At 69.3% G+C, this 300-nt stretch carries 1 protein-coding gene; it reads right to left on the bottom strand.

Annotated features, from left to right (window positions below; genetic code table 11):
- Positions 1-300, bottom strand: a 300-nt coding sequence (locus tag KVT14_RS20240) for an ABC transporter permease subunit (RefSeq protein WP_217617288.1), incomplete at both ends; no start/stop codon positions are given.

The following is a 300-nucleotide window of genomic DNA, read 5'->3' as shown; positions in this document are numbered from 1 at the left end:
GGCGCCGTCGAGCTGCGCCGCCTCGAACACCTCGGGGTCGGTCGTCATGAGCGCGGCCCGGAACACGAGCGTGTTGAACGGGATGGCGGCGAACGCGTTGACGAACGCCACGGAGAACAGCGCCCAGTGCTGGTCGTAGAGGAACGGCACGGGGGTGTCGCGCAGGCCGGTGCTCGTGAGCACGGTGGTGATCAGCCCGGCGTCGTTGAGCAGGAACTTCCAGACCGACCCGTTCACCACCGGCGGCAGCGCACAGACGAACACCATCAGCGCGAGCAGCCAGGCCGACCACCGGCCCGT

The organism is Cellulomonas sp. GbtcB1 (assembly GCF_019091725.1).
Lineage (GTDB): Bacteria > Actinomycetota > Actinomycetes > Actinomycetales > Cellulomonadaceae > Cellulomonas.
The sequence above is the reverse complement of the archived record's forward strand: the minus strand, read 5'-3'. Positions and strand labels throughout refer to the sequence as shown.